This is a genomic window from Campylobacter aviculae (genome assembly GCF_005406215.1).
Lineage (GTDB): Bacteria > Campylobacterota > Campylobacteria > Campylobacterales > Campylobacteraceae > Campylobacter_D > Campylobacter_D aviculae.
Genome location: NZ_NXMA01000004.1, coordinates 128,012 through 150,183, shown reverse-complemented (window position 1 = coordinate 150,183; position 22,172 = coordinate 128,012). Strand labels below are relative to the sequence as shown.

The following is a 22,172-nucleotide window of genomic DNA, read 5'->3' as shown; positions in this document are numbered from 1 at the left end:
AGTTAAAAATTTTTCTTTAATTTATACAATGTTAAGACTTGACCTCATCTATAATTAAATTAACTTTTTCAAGATTTTGATTCCTAAGCAATACACCAACTATAAATAAATCTATTATTGCAATACCGAAGTTACCATAATCTAGTATCTTTGAAACAGAAAACCAAAATGAATCATATGAAGATTCAGCAACAAAGCCAATTATTACGGAAAGTAAAGTTAAAGCTAATCTAAAAATTCCAAATCCAATTTGCCCTATATAAAATCTTGCTACACCAAAACCACCTAATAAAAAATTATAAACCCAAAAAACTAAAGTTGGATTTTTAAGTTTAGTATATTGAAGTCTTGCATATACCTTATCCAACTCATCGGAATTTAAAGCTTCAAGTTTTTTCTTTAAGTCTTCATTGGACATAATAGGCTCAGAATATTTATATCCTCGACTTATTTTTTTTCTGAAAAATCCATATTCTTTTGGCAGTTTATTTTCTATTGATAAAAATAAACTCGTAGCATCCATTCTTTCACTCCTTAAAAAATAAATAAAACTTTGGAATTATTCCACATTAAAACTTAATTATTATTGAAATATTAAATATTTTTATGATAAATAATTGAATATTTCAAATGTTTTTAATAAAGAAAAACTAATGTAAAATTTCAAAAAAATTTATAACTTTAATCAGGAATTAGATGATCAAAAAAAGCAAACGCGATATGGCATACGAAATTGATGTTGATGTTAGCACGCTATATAATTGGAGAAAATATAAACCCAATTTATATCGTATCGTAATGCTTGGCTTTAAATTTGATGAACTTTTAGAAAAACAGAAAAAAGACTACGAAGAACTCCTTAATATGGAACAAAAAATACAAGAAGAAATCTCAAAATTTAACAAAGACTAATTTTTAAGCTTTTTTATATAAAATTCTCCATTTTCACAAAAGGTTTATAAGATGTTTTTTTTAGATTTTTTAAGTTATTTTAGTTTGATTTTTGAATTTTTGGCACTATTTTTAGCTTTTTATTTTAAAAATACGCGTATATTTTTTATCACTCTTGCTTTACTTATCTTTCATTTGCCTTATTTTTTTGCAAGTGTATTTCAAGCTCATTTATTTGTTTCTTTATTTTTGCCTTTGATCTTTGTTTTACTCGGAGTGAAAAAAATATCTGATAAAATTTTAGAAAGAAGCAATCTTAGCTCTGTTTTAATCATATTTTTAATTGCGATTTTAAGTTTTATTCTTCCTAATAATACAAGTTTTAACGCAAATAGCTTAGATTTTCATCTCAATATACCTTTTTTTAGCCCTATTAGCGATCTGGCTTTTTTATTTTTCATCCTTTTTAGTTTCATTTTAATCATACAAGGCTTTAAAAGAAAAGAGTATTGCTTTTTTTTGGCTTTCATTGGTGCAAATTTGCAATTTTTATTTGATTTTCTTTGCGGTGTTAAGTACTTTGAATTTGCTAGTTTGATTTTTTGCTTTGTTATTTTATATCAAATATATCGAAATTTATTTTTTGATCCACTGACAAAATTGCCTAATGAAAAAAAATTAATGCATTATCTAAAAGGCGAAAATCATTACATCATCGCTTTGCTTCATTTTAATGAATTAAAACATACTCAAGAATCCTATGTCAAGCTTATTTTAAAACAAATCGCTAAAATTTTGAAACGCTTTAAAGCAAAAATTTTTATAGTAGAGAAAGATTTTATCTTAATTTTTAACGATAAAAATACAGCATTAAACCATCTTGCCTTTTTAGAATCCACGCTAAAAAATACAGAATTAAAACTAGAAAATGAAAGTTTTAAACCTGAATTTAAACTTGTTTGGAAAGAAAAAGAAGGAAATTTTACTCAAGAATTAGAAAGCCTAAGAGCAAAACTCTAAGGCTTAGAAATTATTTTTCGTTTGCTTCGACTTCGATGCTTAAGTTAATATCATCTCCTAAAGTGATGGTTGAAGTTCCTGATGCAAATTTAAAATCAGAACGCTTGATTTTTCCATTTAAAGAAAATCCGACTTTTTCTTTACCATCTTTACCTTTAGCTACTCCTCCGATTTCAGTATCTAAAACTACTTCTTTTGAAACTCCAGCTATGGTTAAAATTCCAGTCATTTTTCCTTTTTCATTATTAATCTTTTTATATTTTTTCATTACAAAAGTCATATCAGGATATTTTTTTGCTTTGAAAAAGTCATCTTGCTTTAAGTGATTATCTCTAGTTTGGTTTTCTGTATTAACAGATTCAACTTTAATCGTAGCCTCAAGTTTTTTAAATTCAGCACTTTTAGGATCAAAATCGATCACAGCACTATAATCTTTAAAATTTCCCTTTACATTACTGATCTGTAAATGCTTGATTTTAAAACCTACGTCAGTATGAGCTTTATCTAAAGTATATTCTTTAGCAAATAAACCTGTACTCAATAAAGACACAGCGACAAGCGAACTTAATAAAATCTTTTTCATGATTTTTTCCTTTTTAAAATAATTTTGCAAAAAGAATTCTATTTTAAAAAAAACAATCAATAATTAATATCAATTTAAAGTGTTGAGTAAAAATTTTACAAAATCATCAAAACTTGGCAAATTTAACTCTTTAACTTCTCTTTGTTGTTTTCCCCACATACATTCTGGAAAATAAGCATCATCCTTAAAACGTGCCATTATATGAAAATGAACCCTTGGAACATAATTTGCAAAAGAAGCAATATTAATTTTTTCAGGCTTATAAAATTTGATCATAGTTTTTTCACAAAGCAGAATTTTTTCAAAAAGCTCTCTTTGTAAATCGCTAGGACAATCACTCAATTCCTTATAAGGATACTGAGTAAAAATCTTGATCCAAGGTATTTGAGATTCTTCTTTTTCTATATAAATCAAATCATTTTTATAAATCATTTTTTTCTCACTCTTTATGTTTTAGAAATATTTTACTAAAATTTATCAAGTTTTTAAGTCAAAATAGGTTAAAATTTTAAAAACAATATTAGAGGGAAGGATATAATGCAGATTAGTTCAAACTATACTTCATATTATCGGTTTAATGAACTCTCTAATAACTCAAAAGATTCTTCTGATAAAACAGAAAATAATAATATTTCTAAAGATAATGATAAAGAAAACACTACAGATGAACAAACTCAAATGGTTAATGGCGTTGAACTTGACGCCAAACAAGTTCAACAAGTTAGAGAACTTCAAAATACAGATAGAAATGTTAAAGCCCATGAAGCAGCACATCAAGCTGCTGGTGGTGGTTTAGCAGGGGCTGCAAGTTTTACCTACACAAGAGGACCTGATAACAAAATGTATGCTACGGCAGGTGAAGTTCCTATAAAAATGCAAAAAGGAAAAACTCCAGAAGAAACCATAGCTAATGCACGCCAAATTGTGGCTGCAGCAATGGCACCTGCTGACCCTAGTCCGCAAGATTATAAGGTAGCTGCAAATGCTACAAAAATGGAATTTGAAGCAAGAGCAGAAGCTATGAAAATAAAAGCGGAAGAAAGTAAAGAAAAAGAAGAGGAAAATAAAGAAAAAACAGAAGAAGCTAATTCAGATAAAAACTCGGATTCAAAATCTAAAAATTCTAAACAAAATTTTTCTAATGCTAACTTTGATCAAGAATTTAAAAATTTTGTAGCAAAAACTTACCAGCAAAACTCACAAAATAATTATATTAATTTCAATATTGCTTCTTAAACCTTAATATTCACTCTTCTATGTTTAGTTCTAGAACTTAATTTACTAAGATGATTAGAGTTGGAATTGTTATCATTAGAATTATTGTTATTAGTATTAGAATTATTATTTGTATTGTCATTATCTATTTTTACATTAAAAAGAATTTCTAATTCTTTTGCTAAATCAAATTTATTTTCAAGAAGTTTTTTTATGAGTTCATTGGTATCTTTGGCTTTGTAAGTTTCTTTGTTTTTGCTTTCTGCTTGGATGGGTTTGAAGGGTTTAGTTTTTGTTTGATTAGTTTCGCTGGTTTGTTGTGTTAAGTTAGAATTATTTTGTTGTGCTATTTGTGCCTTATATTTTTCTCCCATAGCATCACTCTTAGCTTTCATTTCTAGCCATTGTTTTTTGAATTCTTCTATGTCGCTTATATTGCTTCTAAGTTTAATCATGTTTGCAAAATCAACTCCTATATCTCCAGTTATACTATAAGTAATAGGATTTTGCTGAATGAAATCTTTTAAACTCTGTATTTCATTTGCATTCATAGTTTTATCAAAACCAAGTATTTTTCCTAATATACTAGTTTCTCCTTCAATAATACTATTATCACTCATTCTAAATCTAGCATTCAAAAAAGCCATTAATGCACCACCTTTAGTTATACTTCCATCATTATTTGTATAAACGTTTTGTCCTATATCTGTAGTGATTGCTGAGGAGGCAAAAATAGAATTGCTATTAATTTTAGGATTAACTAAATTGTCATTATTGGGATAAGTTTGAGTAACTCTATGGATAGTATCTGTATAAATATTATTTAATTTGTTATAATAATCTTTAGCTTCATCTTGATTAAATGTTTTTGTAATTTCAAATGTATCGACGTCATAAACAAAAGCTACAGGCATACTTTGCAATTGTTCAAGTGTAAAAGAGTTTGAATTTGTATCTGGTGCAATTTGCGAAAAAAGCTTATAGGCATTTCCTATGGTTTTAGCAAAATCGATTTTAGTATGTGTTGATGCTGTTGATATTGCATTCCAGTCGGCTAAATTTTGAACTCCTTTAGCATAAATCTTATAATCTTTAGGTATTCCTGCAGCTTCATTAAAATCACTGGTAAAAAAACCATCTTCATCTACACCATAACCTAGTATTTTATTAACAGCCTTAGATTTATCACTTACTAAATTTGAATTTGTTTGTTTTAATGAGGTATTGTTTGAAATATTGTTATTATTATTTAAATTTGTGTTGTTGTTTATTTCTTTATTGTTATTATTATCTACTGAATTATTTGTTTTAGAATTCTTTTTATTAGAATTTAAAGTATTTGTATAGTGATTATAATTTGAGTAAGAATTTATATTATTTATCATTTTACTGCCTTTTTGGTTATAGTGGTAGATAATATTTTATCATTTCTATATCGGTTAGAAATGAGTTTAACTTAATATATAAAAAAATATCAGCGAGTACGACCTATATGCAAGCCACCTAAATAGCTATCAAATTGATCTTTATATCTTCTGCTTAATTCTCTCACTATGCTATTGTTATTTAAAACAGCACTAGATTGCTGATAAACTCTACCTGTAGTACCATCTAAAACAACTGCCGCATAAGTAAAATAGTTATAAGGCTTTCCTAAATCAGAAACAGCTTTATTATTTTTAGTCATAAATCCCAAATATTGATCAGGATCTCCAAAAGTTACCGCTATTAAATCAGCTTGCCACGTTCTATTAACGGGGTTATGTAAAATACTATCAGTATCAGCAAATCCATAACACTGGGTTGTACCACATGTATATTCAGATTTCCAATACCCACCCTTAACATCTTTCATCTCATTAAGACTAAGAACTTTAACACCTGCACTATTATCGCTGAGTGCACCATTGCTAACTTTAGCTAGAAAATCATCCCCAAAAGCAGAACTTGCCAATAAAGCACCTAAAGTTGCAACGCTTAATAACTTTTTATCATGACTTCTCCTTTGTATTAAAGTGTACTTATTTTATCACGATTGATTATTTAAATCAAATTTTAAAAATCCTATTTTATAGATATTTTAGTAATATTTGTGGTGAATTTTTAGTGTTTTAAGAGTTTTTTATTTTTTTAATATAATTGAATAATAGTGTGTAAATTGGTAATATTATTTAGTAATTAATTTTAATAAATTTTCTAAACCTTAATATTCACACTTCTATGTTTAGTTTTAGCTTTAGAACTTAATTTACTAAGATGATTAGAGTTGGAATTGTTATCATTAGAATTATTGTTATTAGTATTAGAATTATTATTTGTATTGTCATTATCTATTTTTACATTAAAAAGAATTTCTAATTCTTTTGCTAAATCAAATTTATTTTCAAGAAGTTTTTTTATGAGTTCATTGGTATCTTTGGCTTTGTAAGTTTCTTTGTTTTTGCTTTCTGCTTGGATGGGTTTGAAGGGTTTAGTTTTTGTTTGATTAGTTTCATTGGTTTGTTCGGTTACAATATCATCATGCAAAAGCATTTTATCACTTATAGCCACTTCATACTCTTTTACAAATTCATCATGTCTTTTTTTAAAATCCATATATTTAGTTTTAAATTCTTCCAAACTTAAATCTTGATCTCTTATAAGTTCTCTATATTCATCTCTAAGATCAGATGCTTGTTTGATTATATCATGACCAAGATTATACATTTGAGCATAATTAAGAAACATCCATGATTTTATTTCTTCATCTATTGGATCCCACTTTTCAGATTCTTCGCCAAAATTTTTAAGAGGAGATTTTTCAATTTTATTTGGATCTTTGAGTTTATTTTTATTCATAAAAGCATTAAAACTTTTCATTTCTTGTTCGCTAACGTTTTCATCAAAACCAAAGATTTTCGTATTATACTCAAATTTCTTTCCACGGTAAGGAAGAGCAGCATCTCCTGTTATAAAAGTATGTCCATGTATGTTGGTTGTTGTTATAATATCTTCTTCTTTAGTTTCTTGTTTATTTTTAGAATTTAAAGAATTTGTATAGTAATTATAATTTGAGTAAGAATTTATACTGTTTATCATAAATTTTCCCTATTATCTTATATTCCATCCACCAAGATAATGTTTTCCATTAACTTTACAATTCGTAGTTTCTGGACCACACATTCTGCCAAACTGAATAAGTCCTTGTCTATTCCAATAGTATTCATCACCATTGCTATCGTGAAATAAGGTTAATTCTGTCTCCCAATTAGGTCTAGCAAAAGTCGTTGTTGCAACCAACCTAATACAACATCGCCCATTTTATCAGAAATTTTAGTAAATCTATAAATAAAAATTGCAAAATCCTATTTTTATATTGTCGCTTTAAAATTTATTATAAGATATAATAAAATATGAAAATACAACAAATGAATTCAATAAATTTCCATAGTTTTAGAATTTAATTCTTTATAAGCGGCACAAGCTTCTTTATGTTTTTTATCGCAAGCCATACCAAAATATCTTTTAGCCTTTTGTAAATCTTTTATTTCAAGTTGATTATAACGTCCAAGAAGATAACACGCTTCAGCAAAACCTAACGTACAAGATTTGGAATAAAAGGCTAAAGAATATTTTTTACTTTGTCTGATCAACTCACCTTTTTCATACAAAAATCCTAATTTATAACAAGCAGAAGCATCTTTTAAGTCGCATGATTTTTTATAAAATTCTGTTGCCATTTGACCATCTTTATCATTTTCATAAAACAAAGCCACATTATTACAACTTCTAGTATCTCCTAAATTGCAAGCTTTATTAAATGCTAAAATCGATTCATTAACATATCCTTGATTTTGCAAAATCACACCCATATTAAAACAAGCCTCAAATAAACCCAAACTACAAGCTTTATCATATAATTTATAGGCCTTATTGACATCTTTTCTTACTCCCTGGGCATTTTCGATCATATAGGCCATAGAAAAACAGGATTTTGCACTATTTTTTTCACAAAGTTTCTCAAAAATTTCATACGCTTTTGAAAATTTATTTTCTTCATAAAATTGCAAACCTTTTTCTAAATCACTTAAAGCAAAAATTGCATTATAAGATAATATTAAAATTAAAATTATTTTAAACATTATATTTCCTTTAAAAGATCACAAGAATCTGTGATTTGTTTTTTTCTTTTGTAAAGTTCTGTTTTTTTAAATTCTACAACTTGTTTTTTTTCTTCGATCAAAATTTTATTTTTCTCAAAAAAATTCTTAGCAATTTTAGCAATAATTGGTTTATTAATAAGTAAATTTTCAAATTCATAAACATTTAATTCTTGTAAAACTCTTTCGTAAATTTCACTTTTTTTTGGATAAAATAAAACAAATTCAGAGCTATCAAGCTCGTAAAGAACGCGACTTTCATTTATTTTTTGACTAAAAAAACTTAAACTCAATTTTGTAGCGTTTTCATAATTTGCAAAAGCCTTTAAGTTAAGCTTTTCAAAAAACAAATCAAGATCTAATAAACTTTTATATAAAAGTTCTTTAAAATCCTTTAAAAAGTATTCTTCGCTTGCATTACAAAAAGCTCTTAAATCGCTAAAATTTTTATCACTTTGAAAAATATTATCTTTTTGAATATTTGAAAATTCAGCCTTAAATAATAAAATTTCTTTTTCTAAGCCATCGATTAATTTTGTCAATTTTTCTTTAATATTTTCAAAAGAGCAATTTATTTCATTTTTAATCTTTTTAAATTCTTTATTCAATACATCAGAATTATAAAACATCGCCAAATAAGCATCATCGCTTGATATAAAAGGTGTTTTATAATCATATCTTATATACAAATTTCTCGTTAAAAATTTAGTTGATTTTTTGTAAAAATAAGCTTCTTTCTCTTTGACACAATTAAAGATCTCGCTTGAAATTTTTTCACTAATGCTTTTAAGTTGGTTTAAAATTTGATGGTTTAAAATTATAATTTCTTCTAAAATTTTTTCATAAATAGAATTGAGATATTCTTCATAACTTTGAAATTTCAATAAAAGTTGATTAAAAATTTCCATAAAAAGTTTATTTTCATTATCTAAAATTTCACATAGAATTGATATTTTCCTTTTTATAAATTTCTGTTTTAAACCTTTTTCATCTAAATTTTGTAAAAAACTCAACAGGTGTTCAAAATTTGACTGCTTATAGCTTTCTTTTGCTTTGGCCTCTTTACAAGATATAGCAATAATTTCTTTAAAATATTTAGAAAAAACCTGCTTAGCATATTTTAAGACATTGTCTAATTCTTGCGGGGTCAATTTATCTTTTTGGTTTAAAACACAAATGCTATTTTCACCCAAAATTTCTAAATTTTCTCTGATAACATCTTCTTCACTTTTTTTACCTGCATTATCAATCAAACTTAACCAAATTGCCGCATGTATATTTTTTAATTCTTTTGACGTTGTTAAGGTATCATTTTCATTAGCATTAAGTCCAGGAGTATCTACAAGAGTGATTTTTTTCAACAAAGGTATAGGTGCAAAAATATGTAAATTTTTAGCTTTTTTAAGCTCATTTCTTTGATCGGTATATTGTGCAAGATCTTCTATATCTGTAATAATATCACTCCCATCTTCAAATTCTACTCTTAAAAAATACTCTTTAGCATAATGTAAGAAAGTAGGCTTAAAGGTTACAGGAATGATTCCAGTAGGCAAACACTCGCGTTTTAAAATCAAATTCAAAAGACTTGATTTGCCGCTAGAAAATTGTCCAACTATAGCAATATTTATATTTTTTTCCAAAGAAAAAATCAAATCTTCTAATTCTTTGCTTAATTCATAGCTTAGGTGCATAAAGGGTTCATTTAATTTTTTACAAAGCGTTTTAATACATCCTTCAAAACTATTATCAAAATCGCTTAAATAAGCATCTTTGTAAGCTTTTATAAAATGATTTAAAATATCAATTTGCATTCAAAAGATCCATTCTAAGTTGTTCTAATCTAGAAATTTTTTCTAAATTAACCTTATAAGAATTTAATATATCAGCATTTTTATCTTTAATTTCTCCGATCAAATTTTCAAGATTATTTAATTTCTCTTTCTGGATATTTTCATAATTTCTAAGTTTTTCATTTAAAAAAGCAAAAAATGCTCCATTAATATCAAGTTGCTTTAAAATAGCCCCTATGTCAAAACTTTTAAAAATACCGTTAATACTTTCATCTAATCTGATTTCAAGTTCAAATAAATTAGTTTTTTGCAAAATAATATCTTTAATTTGAAGTTTTAACAATACAAATTTATCACTGCTAAAAATATTTTCTATACTTTTAGAAATTTCATTTTTAAAATTCTCAAAACCTTCATCAAAACTCTCTCTCAAAAAATCATACTTTAAGGCTAGACCTTCTTTTAACTCTTCGATTTTTTTTATATTTTCAAATCTAATTTCTCTTAAAATATCGTTAATACCATCTTTAATTGTAATATCAACTATACTTAAAATGCGATTGATATCAATTTTTTGAGTTTTATCTTTAAAATATTTTAATTCATCCATTAAACGTTCTTTAAGTTTTTTTGCTAATAACAACACAAGGTTATCGATTCCGCTTTCTAAATTTTTAAGCTCCATAATCGTATTAGAAATTTCCTCTTTCGCCTTTTGTAAAATTCTTTCTTTTTTATCAAATTCAAGCAAGAATTGATCATTTTCCTGATTTAAACCTTGCTCATTCTCTTTTATTAATTTATTTTGCATTTCGTATATACTTAAAACATAATTTAACTCTAAAAAAAGTTCTTTTTTATAAGCCTCTAAAGCAATTTTGCTTTTTTCTCCAGAATAAAGTTCATTAAATAAATAAGCTTCAAATTCTTTCATACCACTTTTTTTCAAGCTTTCTTCATTTGCAATGCCTTTATAAAAATCATTTGCCATTTTTGCACTGACACATAAAAAGTCGATTTTTTCAACTAAGTTTTTATCAATATTTTTAAGTTTTTCTCTAAGGCTTTTTTTGGTGTAATTTATCACTTCTTCAAGCTCTTCTTTTTTTAGCAAATCAGATTTTGTTAAAACAATTAAAAATTTACTCAAACGCGAATTCAATAAACAATGAATCAAAAACTCAACATCTTTTTGAGTCAATGCTTGAGAAGCATTCATAAGATGGATTAAAAAATCGCTTTCTTTTAAATATTCATTAGTTAAAATTTCTCTTTGAACAATCACATCATCAAGACCTGGAGTATCTACTATAGCAATGTTATTTTTTAAAAATTCTAAGTCGTTTTTGATTTCTATTTTTTTAATTAAAGCTGAAATTTTATTTTTTGCAGAACTGAATTCTTTTAACTCATCTAATTGAATTTTTTGTTTTAAACCTTCCGTTTTTATATACTTTTCAATATCAATTTCTGAAGATAATTTAGAGATAAATTCTTTTAATTCTTTGCTAAAAGAAGAGGTTTTTAAAATATCTTCCCATTCACACTTGTCCCAAAAATAAACTATAGCTTCTTTTTCTAGTCCATAACTTATAAGAGTTAAATTGGCTGTTTCAGGTATGTTTGAAACCCCTAAAAAATCTTGCCTTAAAAGAGCATTTAAGAGGCTAGATTTTCCAGAATTCATAATGCCTGTTATAGCTATATTGAATTCTAAATTTCTAAATTTATTTATTTTTTTCTCTAATTTTTGTTTTGTATTTTCATCAAAACTTAATTTGCAAAGTTCTAAAGCAATTAAATCTAATTTGTCAAAATTATCTAAAAATAGCTTTTTTTTATCAATAATTTGCACTTTTATTGTTTGTATAAAATCCAAAATTAAAGTATTATCTGTAATTTTTCGTAAAATTTGTAAAGCTTTTGATAATTCTTGTTTATCAATAAAACCCATTTTTAAAAGATTGATAGCACAAATTTGAGCTTTTTGAATACTGAAAATATCCACTCTTAAAGCAATTTTTTCGAAGATAACCTTAAATTCTTTTAAAAGAAAATATTGTTCGTAATTTTCTTTATTTGCACTTAAAATAATTGCAATTTCAGATATATCAAGAATATTTTTATCTTTAAAATGAAAATTAAAATCTAAAAATTGAAGTTTATTTTGCCAAATTTTTTGAAGTAATTCTTTCATATTTTCCCCTTAAAAAAGGGGAAGGATTTATTATTTATCTTTTTGGGCAACAAGTTGTCTTCTCATATAGGCAATTTTACTTTGCAAAGGCAAATCCTTAGGACAATTATCTTCACAAGCGAGCAAAGACATACACCCAAAAACTCCATCATCATCACCCACTAACTCATAAAAATCCTCTACGCTTCTATGATCATGTGGATCTTGCAAATATCTTGCTGTTCTTAAAAGTCCTGTAGCGCCTATAAAATTTGGCCTCATCAGTTTAGTTGCACATGAAGCAACACAAATTCCACACTCTATACAACGATCAAGCTCAAAAGTTTCATCTGCAACTTCAGGCTCTATACGCTCTTCTAGTGCTGAAATATCAGTTTCTTTTTCATTATGTACCCAACTTTCAACACGCTTGCACATACCTTCAAACCATTCTCCAGTATTGACGCTTAAATCTTTAATATGTCTAAACGCCGGCATAGGCATAAGCTCGATAACACCATCTTCATAATCTTTTGTTAAAGTCTTACAAGCAAGTTTTGGAACACCGTTAATCATCATAGCACAAGATCCGCAAATTCCTGCACGACAAACAAAATCAAAACTAAGATCGGCATCCATTTTTTCACGGATTAGGGTCAAGCACACAAAAACAGTCATAAAAGGAGTTTCTTCAAGCTCGTAAGTTACAAAATGCGGTTTTGAAATTTTGCTTAAAGGATTATACTTAAATGCTTTTATAGTTAATTTTCTACTCATAATCCACTCCTATTCTTTGATTTGGTTTTTTAAATTTTGCTTGAAGTTCATAAGGCATTAAAGCATCTTGAATTTCATAACGACTTTTACCTTCTGCTTCCATTTTTTCACGGATTGCATCTACTTCAGCTTGGCGTTTTTCACTTAAAGGATTTTCGATAATATTACCTTTTGCTCCATATCCACGAAATGCTGGTGGTATTTCCATCTTCATAATATCAAGATCTTCATATTCTACACGTGGTAAGGTTTCACCTTCAACCCAATAAGTATTTGTTCTTTTCATCCAATTTAAATCATCTCTTTTTGGATAGTCTTCCCTATAATGTGCTCCACGACTTTCTGTTCTTAAAAGTGCTCCATAAGCGACACAAAGTGCAACTTTTAACATTCTAGGAACTCTATAGGCTTCTTCAAGTTCTGGATTTGCACAATCAAGTTCTTTACAATGCACCTTTACATCTAAAGAATCTTTATAAAGCTTTTCTAATTCATCAACAGCTTCTTTTAAACCTTCTCCTGTTCTAAAAATAGCTACTTTATCCCACATAATCTCTTTCATTCTATTTTTGATTTCAAAAACAGAATGTTTGCCTTCTTTATCCACTAAAGATTTAAGATACTGGTATTCTTTACTTAAGAAATTTTTAACTAAATCTGTATCGATAATTTCGCCGTTATTTTTACAATAATTGGCAAAATAGTCTCCTATAATCATTCCTGCCACCACAGTTTCAGCACAAGAATTTCCACCCAAACGATTAAATCCATGCATATCCCAGCAAGCTGCTTCACCACAAGCAAAAAGCCCATTTAACCATTGGCTTTCACCTGTTGGTTTTGTTCTAATACCCCCCATAGAATAATGCTGCATAGGTAAAACAGGCGCCCAGCCTTTTGGACCTTCGTCTGCAGGATCAATTCCATTAAAAGTTTTACAAATGTCTTGAACGTCGCGAAGATTTTTTTCAACATGGGCACGACCAAGTATAGAAATATCAAGCCATAAATGATCTCCATAAGGACTTTTAACCCCTTTTCCTTTTCTAATATGTTCCATCATTCTACGACTTACAACATCACGACTTGCAAGTTCTTTCTTCTCTGGTTCATAATCAGGCATGAAACGATAGCCATCCACATCACGTAAAATTCCACCATCTCCGCGACAACCTTCAGTAAGCAAAATTCCACTTGGGACAATAGGAGTTGGATGAAATTGCACTGCTTCCATATTTGATAATCTGCATAGCCCTGTTTCAAGAGCAATAGCTGCACCTGTACCTTCACAAATAACTGCATTTGTGGTTTGCTTATAAATTCTACCATAACCGCCAGTTGCTATCATAGTTCCACGCGCGATATAAGCAATCAATTGTCCATTAGTTAAATCTCTTGCGATCACACCTAAACATTTTTTACCATCATGGATAATTCTTACTGCTTCCATTCTATCAATAATCTTAACTTGATGCTTAATAGCTTCATTAGCTACACCATAAAGCATACAATGCCCAGTGGCATCAGCTATATAACAAGTTCTCCATTTTTTAGTTCCACCAAAATCACGTGCATTAATAAGACCATGTGCTTCTGCTTTTTCTTCAATAACCGTTTTTTGTGCATTGATAACTACAGTTCTTGGTCCTTTTGTAACTCTAGTCCAAGGTACACCCCAAGCTGCAAGTTCTCTAACAGCTTTTGGAGCCGTTTGTGCAAACATCCTTGCTACTTCCTGATCGCAACCCCAATCACTTCCTTTAACCGTATCTGCAAAATGAAGATCTTCATTATCACCTTCACCTTTAGCACCATTTCCAAGACTTGCTTGCATTCCTCCTTGAACCGCTGCTGAATGAGAACGTTTCACTGGACAAATGCTTAAAAGTGTTACACTTTGACCACTTTTTGCAACTTCAATTGCAGCTCTAAGACCTGCTAAACCTCCACCTATTACTAAAGCATCGCTATATTGTATATTCATAAATTCGCTCCATTATAAGTTTGTATCATTGCAATGGTTGAATTTTGGTAACTTTCTAAACCAATTTTTACAAAAGCCAAAAGACTTAAAACACCTAATGCTAAAAAGAATATACTGATTATCCATTTAGCGGCTTTGAGTTTTTTTCGACTTTCTTTTGCATTTTTGCCTTCAAACCAACCCCATTTAACACAAAGTCTGTAAAGACCTATGCTACCATGAAGTTCCACACATACTAAAAGTACAGCATAAAAAAGCCACATAAAATGACTTATTACTCTATCTCCGGACATACTACCACTAATCTTATCTGCATTTGTGATAATAAAAATAAGATGAGCAGAACCCAAAAAAAACATTACAAATCCAGTAAATGCTTGAACCCACCAAAGCGAAGTATCACTGTGCTTCATTGTTTTAGCATGTATTCTCAAAATCTGATATTGACGAAAATTAATAGGAAATTTTCTCATAGCCAATAAAGCATGAACAAAAAATATCACTAAAACACAGGCTGCTAAAAAAGAAGTGATATAACTCATTATAGGATTGTTGTAAACGAATTTTAATTCTAAAAAATGGACAACAGAATTAAAAAAATCCTCACTCACTAAAATGGTAGATACAAAAAACATATGCATCCACATAAAAAGACCCAAAAAAAGCCCTGAAGCACTTTGGATAAAATCTAATTTTGCAGGCATTTTGCTTTTTTTACCTTCAATGCTCTTACCCAAATACCCTTCGATAAGCTCACTCATCTTTACTCCTTTGTAAAAAGAAATTAAAAAAAACTCTTGATTATAATACAATAATCTTTAATATAAATTAAATATTTACTTTTTTAAATTTTATCCAAACATAAAATAACAAAGTAGTAAAAAGCATAATCAAACTTAAAATTTGTCCCATACTCATTCCAAATAGCACAAAACCTATTCCAAAATCGGGCTCTCTAAAAAATTCACAAATAAAACGTGCTAAAGAATATGCACAAGCATAAACAATGATTAATTCTCCGCAAAAAGTTTGTTTTAATTTTGCCATATAAACAACAATAAAAACAACAATGCCCTCCAAAAAAGCCTCATATAACTGAGATGGGTGTCTTAAAACACCGTTTACATAAATTCCCCAAGGTATGTCGGTAACGCGACCAAAAAGTTCTTGATTTAAGAAATTTCCAATACGTCCGAAAACATAAGCCAATGGCACGCTTAAAGCCACTAAATCGAGAAATTTCCAAGGATTTTCTTTGTGTTTTTTACAAAATAAAAAAGTTGCTATCAAAAAACCAACAATAGCTCCATGATAACTCATACCGCGGATTCCTACAAATTCGCCATTGATATAAGGGTTAAAAATTTGCCAAGGATGAGTAATATAGTACATTGTATGATTATCATAAATTAAAATATATCCAAGCCTTGCGCCTAAAATTACTCCGATTTCTACCCAAACAAAATAACTATCTAAACATTTATTACTAATTCCCATATTCATTTTTTTTGAAAAAAATTTAGCTAAAGCTAAAGCTAAAAGCAGGGCGCTGACATACATAATTCCGTACCAATGCACTTTAAGTCCAAAAATGCTGAACGCAACTACATCAAAATTTGAATAAATATGTCTCCAAAATTCCATATATTTTCCTAATTTTTATTTTTTAAAATATAGCAAAAAAACTTAAACTTGTTATAATTATATATTATTTTATGATTTAAAGGATAAAACTAATGAAAAAATATTTTCTATTTGTTATTTTTTTATTTTTAAGTGCTTGCAGTAGTAGTAATTTTGTCAATGTTTCCATGCCTAATTTTAAACCTCAAGTCCCAATAAAAATAGAACCTATAGATACTGGAGTTACAATTTCTCTCGAACCGATTATAATAGAACAAAATAACAATTATTCTGATTATTTTGAAAATTCTGTACTTAAAATTCGTATTGAAAAAGAACTTGAACTCTTAAAACAAAATCTAGAAGAACAAATAGTAACGATTGCGAAATTAAAAGGTTATAAAATAGTAAATTCTGATTCTGACTATACTCTTAAAAGCTTGATTAATGTTTATATAGAAGAAAAGGATGTGCAAAAAATGAGTAGCCTAATGAGCGGGGATTCAATTAAATCAAACCTAGGTATTAAATTTCAAGGAAAAATAAGTTTCATTGATACACATAATCCTCAAAATTCCACCAATTTTTCAAGTAATACGAAACTAGATTCTCTAGTTTCGCTTGTTTATCCTATAAAAAATGATGATGGGGTTGATATGCTTAAAGCCACTATATCTACAGTTCCAACTCAACTTAATAAAGGTTTAGAGTATCCTGCTTTTGAAATTGATAAGGGTTTTTTAACTTTTTATAAAACTACCTTAAATTCACTCTATAATAATCTCTCGAAGGCTATTGATATGGGAAAATCTACACCTAAAAATTCCGCCGAATTTAATAACTTTAATGAAAACACATCTTTTGAAGAAACACCATCCACTCAGAAAAATAATACTTTTGAAAATACTCCTATTAAAAGAGAGGATCAAAATTCAGATAATCAAAATAAAAAAGAAAACCAAGATGGAGTGATAATATTTGAATAATTTTTTAGAAAATTCTTTTTGAGAATTTTCTATTCTCCAATTTAAATACAATATTTAGCTTAATAATTTTAAACCTTGTAGCATTGCATTTTTTATTTCCTCTCTTTTGTTTTTAAGTTCAAAGAAAATCTCGAAAGCAAAAACTCCTTGCCATAAGAGCATTTCAAGTCCATTTTTTATTTTTAAATCATATTTTTTACAAAGTTTATAAAAAGGTGTTTCTCTGCTATAAATGACATCAAAAGCAAAACGTGCATTTACTAAAATTTTCTCCAAAATATTCTTATTGCAGGGTAAATTTTCATCTATTAAACCGGCAGAAGTAGAATTAACAACTAAATCAAAATGAAAATCTTCTAAATTTTCATAAAGGCTAGTTTGATAAGAATTATCAAAGCGCTGAAATTTTTTATCGTTGCGATTAGCTACACAAACTTGTATTCCATTTTGTTTTAAAATGTAAGCTAATGCAAGAGCAGTTCCACCTGCTCCTAAAATCAAAGCTTTTTTAATATTTTTAAATTCTTTAATAGATTCTAAAAAACCTATTCCATCGGTATTATAAGCATAAATTTTATTATTTTTTAAATAAAGAGTATTAGAAGAACCGATATAGCTTGAAAATTTATCTCTAAAATCAGCAATCTCATAGGCTTTTTCCTTAAAAGGAGCGGTAATATTTACAGCATCAAACCCCAACTTGAATAATTCTTCTCTTAAATTCAAATTTTGATTAAAACAATATCTAGTATAAACTCCTTTTAAACCAAGAAGCTTGATAGCATTATTATGCATTCTAGGCGATTTAGAATGCATAATAGGATTGCCTATAACGGCTAAGAATTTCATTTTAAAGTGAAAGAAAATGCGTCTTTAGCTACTTCTTTTCGAATTTTAGCAAGCTCTTTTGAAATATCTGCTTTTTCAAAAGGCCCGATCAAAACTTTAGTTATCTCTTTGCCCGCAACTGTTGTTTTATAAAGTTTATATTCATAACCTTTTTTTCTAACCGCTGCTAATTCTTTAGATTTTTGATCTAAATTACTTACAGAAAAAATTTGCACATAAATCCCAGAAGCCAGACCATCCGGATTTACAGGTTTTGCATCTACATTTTTAAATAAATCATTAGCACTTTGTTGGTTTTGTTTTGTATTATTTGGCTGTTTGACAACATCTTTTTCTTTTGCTGGAGTAGGTTTTTTAACCTGTTCTTTTTCTTTCGGCTTTTCTTCTACTTTAGGGGCTTTATTATTAACGCTCTCATCTGAATTTGTAGTATTTAAATTTTCAAAGGTGTCTTGATCAGATAATGCAAAATTTGAATTATCAAGATTTTGATCTAAAATATTAGTATCTGAACTAGTATCATTTTGATCTCCTTGAATTTGTTTTCTCAGTGCTTCAAATTGATCTTCTGCTATATTATTATCTGTAGAAACTGACATATTTTCAAAAGAATTGTCTGTATTACTATCTTGAGTAGTGTTTATTGGCTCACTAGGTAAAATTGCTTGATTTTGATTATCATTGCTTCCATTATTAATCAGTTTCATTACTATCATGATGATTAAAAATAAAATTACTAGAGCAATAACTCTTAAAAGAATCTTTTTTATTTTTTCACTTTTGTTACTCTTTTCTAAAATAATATCATCAAAATCATTTTTCTTATTTTCCATATCTTTCCTTTCTTTTACATATGCTTAGACCAAGAACTACCTCGTTCTTTTTGATAAACCTCATAAGGTAAAACTAAAATATTAAATTCCCTTGGAACATCCATACTCGGAAAAACCTTCCATTCTACAGGCATTTTACTTGCAAACATCATAGAAAGCTTAGACGCCAAAGAGTAGCCCTCATTTAAAGCTGTATGTCCTTTATGAATGTACAAGTGTAAATGTCCTGGGGTTTTTGTTTTATAAGCCGTAAAATTAATAAAACCCTCTTCACGTAAAATGAGTTGAGCACGATGATAAAATCTCTCGGCATTAAAACCATTATAATCAAAGACAATATTCTCAACCTTATTATCTTTTGTTATTAAATCATGTGCTACAACAATCTTTTTTGCCGCGTGTTCTCTAATAACGCTCAAATTTAAAGGTGCGTCAACTCTTTCAAACTTATCAAAAAATAAACGTCCCCTATGCGTTACTTTATTTACGATTCTATTTTGCATTACATAATAATGACTACCAATTATTTTAATTAATGATAAATCCATAGGTGAAATCAAAACATAGCCTTTTCATAAATAATAAAATTACTTGCAAGAACTTCAAGTTTCTTCTTAATTTCTTTTTGCAAATTAGCATTGTTAATATCGTCTAAAATATCTGCTATATAATTTGCAACGATTTCAATCTCTTTCTCTTTAAAACCTCTAGCAGTAAGAGCTGGAGTTCCAAGCCTTAATCCACTAGTTATAAATGGGCTTCTAGTCTCGCCTGGGACAGTATTTTTATTTGCTGTTATACCCGAATTCCCTAAAGCCATATCCGCATCTTTTCCACTAAATTCTCGATCTAAAAAGCTCATCAATACAAGATGATTGTCTGTACCATCACTTACAAGCTTATATTTTCTATCCATCAATGCTTTAGCTAAAACCTGAGCATTATTCCTAACTTGCTTTGCATAAATTTTCCACTCTTCACTAAGATTAAATTTAAAACCCACGGCCTTAGCAGCAATTACATGCATCAACGGACCGCCTTGAATTCCTGGAAAAATTGCTGAATTAATTTTTTTAGAAATCTCCTCATCATTACTCATAATAATGCCACCTCTTGGCCCTCTTAAGGTTTTATGAGTGGTTGAACTTACAACATGAGCATGCGGAAAAGGATCAGGATGTTCTCCTGCAACAACAAGTCCTGCAATATGTGCCACATCTGCAAAAAGATAAGCACCAACTTCATCTGCAATTTCTCTGAATTTTGCAAAATCAATAAATCTAGCATAAGCACTCGCACCACATACTATTAATTTTGGCTTAACTATGCGAGCTATTTCTCTCACTTTTTCATAATTAATTCTTCCATCAAGCTCTACGCCATAAAAAAAACTCTCATATATTTTTCCAGAAGAACTTACTTTGGCACCATGAGTTAAATGTCCACCATGACTTAAATCCATGCCTAAAATTTTATCACCTGGATTTAAAAGAGCTGCATAAACACCTTGATTAGCTTGAGATCCTGAATTAGGCTGAACATTAGCAAAATTACATTTAAAAAGTTTTTTACATCTCTCAATAGCCAAATTTTCTATCTCATCAACAACTTCGCAGCCACCGTAATATCTTTTACTTGGATATCCTTCAGCGTATTTATTTGTCAATACACTTCCCATAATTTCCATAACTTCAGGTAAAGTGAAATTTTCACTTGCTATCATTTCAAGACCCTCGCATTGACGCTTTAATTCTTGATTTGCTAAATTAAAAATTTCTTGATCAAAACTTTCTAAACTCATTCTTTACCCTCCTTTAATTCTGATTTTAATGGTCTCATAGCCGGAAATAAAATAACATCTCGAATAGATTTTTTATTGGTTAATAACATAACAAGCCTATCAATTCCTATTCCCTGTCCCGCAGTAGGAGGCATACCATAACCTAAAGCATTAACAAAATCTTCATCCATCTCGCAAGCTTCTTCATTACCTGCATTTTTTGCTTCTATTTGCTTTAAAAATCTTTCATATTGATCCAAAGGATCATTAAGCTCATTGAAACCATTTGCTAATTCTCTTCCACAAACAAATAATTCAAATCTCTCAGCTATATTAGGATCTTCGTCGCTACGACGTGAAAGTGGACTAATTGAAATTGGGAAATCTGTAATAAAGGTTGGATTAATCAATTTGCCCTCTACGTAATTATCAAATAATTCTGCTTGTAAATGTCCCAAATCTAATCTTTCGTTAGCCTCAAAACCATCAGATTTTAATTGAGTTAAAATTTTATCTTTATCTTCTATGACTTCATCGTTTAATCCACCATATTTTTTAAGAGCTTCTTTATAAGAAATTCTTTCAAAAGGTTTTGAAAAATCAATTTTATGGCCATCAAATTCTATAACTTTTTCCAAATTTAATTGATTCAAAAGTAAAGAAAAAAGCTCTTCTGTAAGATCCATTAAATCTTTATAATCATGATAAGCCCAATAAAACTCGATGGTAGTAAATTCTGGATTGTGTGTTAAATCCATACCTTCATTCCTAAAGCAACGATTGATTTCAAAAACTGCTTCAAAACCTCCAACTATAAGTCTTTTTAAATAAAGCTCTGGTGCAATTCTTAAAAATCTTTCAACCTTTAAAGAATTATGAAATGTTATAAAAGGTTTAGCATTTGCTCCGCCAGCAATTGGATGCATCATGGGTGTTTCAACTTCTAAAAATCCTTTATCTTCAAAAAAATGACGAATAATACTCACAACCTTAGAACGAGTTAAAAAATCTTTTCTTACTTCCGAATTCATAATCAAATCAACATAACGTTTGCGATATCGTTGTTCTATGTCTGTAAGTCCATGATATTTTTCAGGCAATGGAATAATAGACTTAGTAGCAAGTTTTATCTCGCTTGCATGAAGACTAAATTCACCCGTTTTTGTCACAAACGGAAAACCTTTTACTAAAATAATATCTCCTACCTCAAGATTTTTCTTAAGCAGATTAAATTGTTCTTCTCCTATACTATCCTTGCTGAAATAAATTTGCAAATTCTCATTTTCATCTTCTATATTTGCAAAAATAGATTTTCCAGCTATCCTTAAAAATTTTAAACGTCCAGCAACAATTCCGAAACGCTCTTCATCTCGTTTTGTTTCACTTTGTAATACATAAGAAAATTTAGTTTTAAAATCCAATAAAGACATTTCTTTTCTTAAGAAATGCGGGTAAGGATTGATTCCGGCTTTTTTAAATTCATTAGATTTTTCTATTCTTTGTTGCTCTAAAATATTATCAAACAT

21 protein-coding genes and 1 pseudogene are annotated in these 22,172 nt (G+C 28.6%); 4 read left to right on the top strand and 18 right to left on the bottom strand.

Going from position 1 to position 22,172, the window contains the following annotated elements:
* Nucleotides 1–31: 31 nt before the first annotated feature.
* Entirely contained in the window at nucleotides 32–523 is a 492-nt protein-coding gene (locus CQA76_RS09150; RefSeq protein ID WP_212741542.1) for a TM2 domain-containing protein, read from the bottom strand.
* Between the two features lie 173 nt (nucleotides 524–696).
* On the opposite strand from CQA76_RS09150, the gene CQA76_RS03320 reads away from it, so the two are divergent.
* Together CQA76_RS03320 and CQA76_RS03315 are read left to right on the top strand one after the other, a co-directional pair.
* The gene (locus CQA76_RS03320) at nucleotides 697–912 is read left to right on the top strand and encodes a transcriptional regulator (protein WP_137622034.1); all 216 of its coding nucleotides are present in this window, start codon (nucleotides 697–699) and stop codon (nucleotides 910–912) included.
* A 51-nt stretch (nucleotides 913–963) separates the two neighbouring features.
* Nucleotides 964–1,911, top strand: a complete 948-nt coding sequence (locus tag CQA76_RS03315; RefSeq protein ID WP_137622033.1) for a hypothetical protein — start codon at nucleotides 964–966, stop codon at nucleotides 1,909–1,911.
* 10 nt (nucleotides 1,912–1,921) lie between these two features.
* Here CQA76_RS03315 and CQA76_RS03310 read toward each other — a convergent pair whose 3' ends face one another.
* On the bottom strand, nucleotides 1,922–2,494 hold the full coding sequence (locus CQA76_RS03310) for a YceI family protein (protein WP_137622032.1): 573 nt from the start codon (nucleotides 2,492–2,494) through the stop codon (nucleotides 1,922–1,924).
* A 69-nt stretch (nucleotides 2,495–2,563) separates the two neighbouring features.
* A complete protein-coding gene (locus CQA76_RS03305; RefSeq protein ID WP_137622031.1) occupies nucleotides 2,564–2,926 on the bottom strand; it encodes an HIT family protein in 363 nt (120 codons plus the stop codon).
* A gap of 105 nt (nucleotides 2,927–3,031) precedes the next feature.
* On the opposite strand from CQA76_RS03305, the gene CQA76_RS03300 reads away from it, so the two are divergent.
* Nucleotides 3,032–3,730, top strand: a complete 699-nt coding sequence (locus CQA76_RS03300; protein WP_137622030.1) for a putative metalloprotease CJM1_0395 family protein — start codon at nucleotides 3,032–3,034, stop codon at nucleotides 3,728–3,730.
* On the opposite strand, the gene CQA76_RS03295 is transcribed toward CQA76_RS03300, so the two are convergent.
* The 10 genes and pseudogenes from CQA76_RS03295 to lgt form a co-directional block, all read right to left on the bottom strand.
* The gene (locus CQA76_RS03295) at nucleotides 3,727–5,094 is read right to left on the bottom strand and encodes a Cj0814 family flagellar-dependent secreted protein (RefSeq protein ID WP_137622029.1); all 1,368 of its coding nucleotides are present in this window, start codon (nucleotides 5,092–5,094) and stop codon (nucleotides 3,727–3,729) included. The two genes, CQA76_RS03300 and CQA76_RS03295, sit on opposite strands and share 4 nt — an antisense overlap.
* An 89-nt stretch (nucleotides 5,095–5,183) precedes the next feature.
* Nucleotides 5,184–5,663: a hypothetical protein gene (locus CQA76_RS03290; RefSeq protein ID WP_232364885.1), complete on the bottom strand. Its 480-nt coding sequence runs from the start codon at nucleotides 5,661–5,663 to the stop codon at nucleotides 5,184–5,186.
* 242 nt (nucleotides 5,664–5,905) lie between these two features.
* Complete coding sequence (locus CQA76_RS03285) at nucleotides 5,906–6,787, bottom strand: hypothetical protein (protein WP_137622027.1); 882 nt, start codon at nucleotides 6,785–6,787, stop codon at nucleotides 5,906–5,908.
* Nucleotides 6,788–7,122: 335 nt separating this feature from the next.
* A complete protein-coding gene (locus CQA76_RS03275; protein ID WP_137622025.1) occupies nucleotides 7,123–7,830 on the bottom strand; it encodes a tetratricopeptide repeat protein in 708 nt (235 codons plus the stop codon).
* Complete coding sequence (locus tag CQA76_RS03270; RefSeq protein WP_137622024.1) at nucleotides 7,830–9,659, bottom strand: dynamin family protein; 1,830 nt, start codon at nucleotides 9,657–9,659, stop codon at nucleotides 7,830–7,832. The genes CQA76_RS03275 and CQA76_RS03270 overlap by 1 nt, the downstream gene beginning before the upstream one ends.
* The gene (locus CQA76_RS03265) at nucleotides 9,649–11,835 is read right to left on the bottom strand and encodes a dynamin family protein (protein ID WP_137622023.1); all 2,187 of its coding nucleotides are present in this window, start codon (nucleotides 11,833–11,835) and stop codon (nucleotides 9,649–9,651) included. The genes CQA76_RS03270 and CQA76_RS03265 overlap by 11 nt, the downstream gene beginning before the upstream one ends.
* A gap of 30 nt (nucleotides 11,836–11,865) precedes the next feature.
* Nucleotides 11,866–12,591 (bottom strand): fumarate reductase iron-sulfur subunit, encoded by a 726-nt coding sequence (locus CQA76_RS03260; RefSeq protein ID WP_137622022.1) that lies wholly within the window; start codon nucleotides 12,589–12,591, stop codon nucleotides 11,866–11,868.
* Nucleotides 12,584–14,575: a fumarate reductase flavoprotein subunit gene (locus tag CQA76_RS03255; protein ID WP_137622021.1), complete on the bottom strand. Its 1,992-nt coding sequence runs from the start codon at nucleotides 14,573–14,575 to the stop codon at nucleotides 12,584–12,586. Before CQA76_RS03255 ends, CQA76_RS03260 begins: the two co-directional genes overlap by 8 nt.
* Nucleotides 14,559–15,336: pseudogene (locus tag CQA76_RS03250) on the bottom strand (fumarate reductase cytochrome b subunit). The gene CQA76_RS03255 and the pseudogene CQA76_RS03250 overlap by 17 nt, the downstream one beginning before the upstream one ends.
* Nucleotides 15,337–15,403: 67 nt before the next feature.
* Nucleotides 15,404–16,219, bottom strand: coding sequence for a prolipoprotein diacylglyceryl transferase (gene lgt / locus CQA76_RS03245; protein WP_137622019.1), 816 nt, complete (start codon nucleotides 16,217–16,219; stop codon nucleotides 15,404–15,406).
* 92 nt (nucleotides 16,220–16,311) lie between these two features.
* Here lgt and CQA76_RS03240 point away from each other — a divergent pair, with 92 nt between their 5' ends.
* Nucleotides 16,312–17,184 carry a putative periplasmic lipoprotein gene (locus CQA76_RS03240; RefSeq protein ID WP_137622018.1) on the top strand — a complete coding sequence of 291 codons (873 nt, stop codon included), beginning with the start codon at nucleotides 16,312–16,314 and terminating at the stop codon, nucleotides 17,182–17,184.
* Nucleotides 17,185–17,238: 54 nt separating this feature from the next.
* Here CQA76_RS03240 and CQA76_RS03235 read toward each other — a convergent pair whose 3' ends face one another.
* The 5 genes from CQA76_RS03235 to lysS are packed head-to-tail and all read right to left on the bottom strand — an operon-like array spanning nucleotide 17,239 to nucleotide 22,172.
* Entirely contained in the window at nucleotides 17,239–18,033 is a 795-nt protein-coding gene (locus CQA76_RS03235) for a shikimate dehydrogenase (RefSeq protein ID WP_137622017.1), read from the bottom strand.
* Entirely contained in the window at nucleotides 18,030–18,866 is an 837-nt protein-coding gene (locus CQA76_RS03230; RefSeq protein ID WP_137622016.1) for an SPOR domain-containing protein, read from the bottom strand. Before CQA76_RS03230 ends, CQA76_RS03235 begins: the two co-directional genes overlap by 4 nt.
* A 14-nt stretch (nucleotides 18,867–18,880) precedes the next feature.
* Complete coding sequence (locus CQA76_RS03225; RefSeq protein WP_137622015.1) at nucleotides 18,881–19,426, bottom strand: DUF1882 domain-containing protein; 546 nt, start codon at nucleotides 19,424–19,426, stop codon at nucleotides 18,881–18,883.
* Nucleotides 19,423–20,667, bottom strand: a complete 1,245-nt coding sequence (locus tag CQA76_RS03220) for a serine hydroxymethyltransferase (protein WP_137622014.1) — start codon at nucleotides 20,665–20,667, stop codon at nucleotides 19,423–19,425. Before CQA76_RS03220 ends, CQA76_RS03225 begins: the two co-directional genes overlap by 4 nt.
* Nucleotides 20,664–22,172, bottom strand: coding sequence for a lysine--tRNA ligase (gene lysS / locus CQA76_RS03215; protein WP_137622013.1), 1,509 nt, complete (start codon nucleotides 22,170–22,172; stop codon nucleotides 20,664–20,666). Before lysS ends, CQA76_RS03220 begins: the two co-directional genes overlap by 4 nt.